The organism is Microbacterium umsixpiens, assembly GCF_053543675.1.
The window spans coordinates 6660-10982 of the sequence record NZ_JBLVOH010000068.1; the positions used below are offsets into that span (position 1 = coordinate 6660).

The window sequence follows — 4323 nt, forward strand, 5'->3', positions numbered from 1 at the left end:
ATCAGTGTCGTCTTGACGAGCGAGCCAGCGCTCGGACTCGACCGTGTCACCCATGACTGCATGGAGCAGAGCGAGTTTTGCCGCGGAGTCACGGCCGACCCGGCTATCCCACGTTTCTCGGCGCAACTCGTATGCCTCGCGAAGAAGGGAGCCCGCCCGTGCGAAGCGACCTGCGAGTAGCTGCGTGATTCCGACCTGGAGTAGCACAGTGGGGACACGTATCGCGATCTCGCGAGGGTTGCTTACGCGAGCGCGCCGTGTGAGCTCCTCGGTGATGTGGGCGAAATGGAGTGCCTTTCGATGTTGGCCATGCAGACGGTACGCGATCATGAAAGCCGACGCGGTACTCATAGCTCGACGGGCATTGGTGCTTCGGCCTAGCTCGCGAAGTTGATCCTTCTGCGAGGGGAGGTTGGCCCGCTTCGCCACTCGATCAAGGTCTGTCGTGTCGCCATGAACCCTAAGACGCATCTCTCTTACTCCGGCCACCGTGGGGCGGGAGAACCACTCGTCTCGGGGGAGCATGCGGAGCGCTTCATCCAGCGCGCGGATCTCGAAACCGACCAGCGCGGGCCAATCGACTTCGATTAGCTCGCACACAGCCTTCCAATCGCCTTCCTGGACCAGGGCGCGAAGGCGCGCACCGATGTCGTCCGCATCCGCTTGGCTCATCGCGTGGACACATGCGCACTCAGACACGCGACTCTGCGCCTGTACTCGGGTGAGTGTCGGGTCGAAGTCGGCGGTCGGCACCTGCGTGGAGAAGGTAAGTGCGGAAGCCCTCATCGAGTGAGACTCTCGTCAGCAGGTCAGCGAGGATGCGTGCACCGTCGAGGACTGTTTCGTCCCCTGCTGGGCCACCGGCAGCTTCGACAAACTCCCGCTGGTGTAGGGAAGATGTCCCGTTTCCCACCGCAATCATCGGGTGAAGACCGGGAATAATTGCCATCACGTTTCCCATGTCGGTACTGCCCATCGGCTCGGAGCTCGGGGTGTCAACGCGTCCCACCCTCGTGAACGCTGCAGCACCAGCCGCGAGAAGTACCCCGTCTGAACGCAACTGCAGGTAGCGCGGTGGTACCTCATCGATAACGACTTCGCTACCTGTCGCCATCGCGCCGGCATGGAAACACGCCGCGATCTTCTCAATGAGAGTGTCGAGAGAAGCTTCGTCGGCGGCACGCAGAAGGTAGTGCAGCGCCGCAGTGTCGGGGACGATGTTGGGGACGCTCCCGCCATCCGTGATGATCCCGTGGACCAGCTGATCTCTTCGTAGGTGCTGTCTGAGGAGCCCGATTGCAACTTGGCTCACGGTCGCAGCGTCGGCAGCGTTGATACCGAGTTCTGGAGCGGCAGCGGAATGTGACGCGCGGCCACGGAAGTGCGCCGTCAGCTCGGCGATGGCTAGTGATGTCGGGGCAAGCACGTTCGATGGCCCGGGGTGAATCATCACCGCCGCGTGGAGGTCCGCAAAGACCCCGGCTCGAAGAAGAACGTCCTTGCCGCCTCCGCTCTCCTCGGCGGGGGTGCCGATCACATGGAGCGTGATGCCAAGGTCATCGACGAGCGGTGCGAGCGCGAGGCCGGCTCCGGCGGCAGCGGCGGCGATGATGTTGTGGCCGCAGGCGTGCCCGATCTCGGGGAGCGCGTCGTACTCAGCAAAGATCGCGAGGTGGAGTGGGCCTTCGCCGATGATTGCGTCGAAGGCGGTCTTCAACCCACCCACCGCGTAGTGGACGGTGAAACCGGATTCTCGTAGCACCGCGGCAACGGCAGCGGAGCTTCGCACCTCATCAAAGGCCAGCTCGGGATCTGCATGGATGGAACGCGAGAGCGTTCGTAAGGCGGGAGCATCGCGCCGGACGCCGTCGTCGATTCTTGTCAGAGCCAGCTCAAGCTTCGCTGAAGCCGGCGCACTGTCCCCTCCGGTCGCGCCGCCGATACTCGAGGGCCCTCTCACGTCCGTCTACCAACCGCGCATGCGACGTCGCGCATGTTCTCTCCGCCTCTGCCGATTGTCTATTGACACCGCGTGACCTGTTGTCTAAGTTCACGCTAACCAAGCATTCAGGCACGCTCCACCGTCACGCGTGACCACGCAGTAATTCGACGGTGAGACATCGGTGAAGACGCATCAATGTAGGGCACTACTATTCATTTGTGACAGGAGTGGCGATGACGAAGACCACGCTCAGGCCGTTGCGCATCGGTTCGCTTGAGCTCACAGATCTCGATGAGCTTTCGTCTCTCCGCGACGACGCAGAGCATCTTCATTGGCTGTGGAAGCGTCGCGCAAGCAAGGATGGTGAGCACGCCTGGTGCTCTACGTGCGAGAAGACCCGCAGATTTCATCGTTCGCACACCCGCGCTTCGTACACGTGCGGTTCCTGTGGAACCCACGTGCATCCCACGGCGCAAACGATTCTGCAGGGATCTTCGACACCGCTCACGATCTGGTTTGCAGCGGTTCAAGCTATTCGTACCGCGCCGCCTCAGGCGCCACCCAGGGCTCGCGAGCTTGAACGGACGCTGGGCGTGCCTTATGCGACAGCACGGCGCATGCGTCAACGGATCCTCGCTGATGTCAACCCCGCCAAGCACAGTCATCCTGCCGAAGCGAATGAGATCGTCAGGGAGCGGTTGCTCGAGGCGGCCACGGCCTGCATCGCTGAGTACGGATATGACGGAGCGAGGGTGAGGGATATCGCTGAGAGAGCTGGTCTGTCACCTGCCGCAGTTCTGTACCACTTCGACACGCGCGCGAAGGTCCTCCTTGCCGCGCTCGAGTGGGCAACCCGTCGCGCTGCGGAGAGACGAGAGGCAATCCTGAACGACCTCCCCGACGCTGCCGGTCGGCTGGCAGGCCTGATCTCTCTTTCGATCCCCAGCACTGAGATCGTCCGTACGGAACTGCAGATTTGGAACGAATACTTCACTCGGAGAGCCCGCGGGGAGCTCCCGGGCGCCGATAGTGAATTCGCGTCGCACTACCGGCGGTCCTTCGAACTCGTCATCGAACAAGGAGTGAGCGACAACCAGTTCCGGACTGATCCCGAACAGGTGCCGGAACTCATCGAGGAACTCCTCGCGCTCGTCGACGGACTAGCCATCGCAATACTCGTCGGCCGACCCTGGATGCCGGTCGACCGCAGCGTTCACATCGTGAGCCGCTTCATCCGACGGGAACTCGACGTTGACATCACTGACCGCATCAACGAGCTGCTGCTCGCTAACCCGCGTCCCTGACGCTGAATGGAACCGAAGATGACTACCGCACCCTTGAAGATCGGCGTGCTCGGCCTCGGCTGGATGGGCACAATCCGCGCTGAGATTCTCAATCAGCTACCCGGAGCGCAGCTCGTCGCATGCGGGGACGCAAACCCTGGAGCCCGCGAACGCGTTCCCGCAGGGGTCACTTTTGTCAGCAGCATCGATGAGATCATCTCAGCAGGAGCCGATGCAGTTGTAGTTTCTACCCCCGACGGCCTGCACCGAGAAGCGACGGTCCGAGCTCTGAAAGCAGGCGTGGACGTCTTCTGTGAGAAACCGCTCGCGACGTCCCTCGAGGACGCCGACGCCATGATCGCAGCTGAGGAGGCGAGCACAGCTCGAATCATCGTCGGTCAGACTCTGCGTGCGGATCCCCGCTATCGAGCGCTCAAGGTGAAGGTCGAGTCCGGTGAGCTCGGCGCCACCCTCCACGCCACGAGTCGGCGAAGCTGGCCCGCGCCGGAGGGCGCCAGGCAAGCGAAGCAGACCACAGTCGCACGCTACCTGTCTGTTCACGAGCTGGACGCGCTGCAGTGGATTCTCGATCAGCCCATCGTCTCCGTCTATGGTCGCGCATCGGGCACCCGACTCGATGGCTTCGGAGACACCGCGGCTTCCATCGTCGCAACCCTCGAGTTTGCCGACGGATCTGTCGCCACCCACGAATGCACCTGGGGGCTCCCAGACAAGGCCGGACTCGCGCTTGGAGACTGCGCGATGAGCGTCATAGGCACAGAAGGAGCCATCTACATGCACGAGCGCGAGCAAGGAGTAGTGATGTTCGGCGGCGCTTCGGTCGAGCAGCCAACCTCGACAGGCGACGACCTGTTCAGCGTTCGCGGAGCAGTGGAGTTCCCCGCGACCGACACCGGACTGCTCGGTCTTCTCGCCACCCCATATGCCGCCGAACTCGCAGCCTTCATCGACAGCTGCCGCCTCGGCTCTGAAGCATTGGTGACCGCTCGCGAGGCCCGACAGGCCCTCGCCGCCGTGATCGCTTTGGAGGAGTCGCTCGCGACGGGGCTTCCTGTCTCGGTGAGCGCCCTCACCGAG

Annotated in this window: 3 protein-coding genes; 2 read left to right on the plus strand and 1 reads right to left on the minus strand. The window is 62.8% G+C overall.

What is annotated here, in order from left to right; all coding sequences use genetic code 11:
* Positions 1–691 precede the first annotated feature (691 nt).
* On the minus strand, positions 692–1960 hold the full coding sequence (locus tag ACNPM4_RS06850) for an amidohydrolase (protein ID WP_448985183.1): 1269 nt from the start codon (positions 1958–1960) through the stop codon (positions 692–694).
* Between the two features lie 215 nt (positions 1961–2175).
* Between ACNPM4_RS06850 and ACNPM4_RS06855 the strand changes: the two genes are divergently transcribed.
* Positions 2176–3246 (plus strand): TetR family transcriptional regulator, encoded by a 1071-nt coding sequence (locus ACNPM4_RS06855; RefSeq protein WP_448985184.1) that lies wholly within the window; start codon positions 2176–2178, stop codon positions 3244–3246.
* A gap of 18 nt (positions 3247–3264) precedes the next feature.
* Positions 3265–4323, plus strand: a 1059-nt coding sequence (locus ACNPM4_RS06860; RefSeq protein ID WP_448985185.1) for a Gfo/Idh/MocA family protein, incomplete at its 3' end; no start/stop codon positions are given.

Bases quoted from the DNA above. Each gene is read 5' to 3' on its own strand.
- ACNPM4_RS06855 (WP_448985184.1), top strand. From the start codon at position 2,176: ATGACGAAGACCACGCTCAGGCCGTTGCGCATCGGTTCGCTTGAGCTC.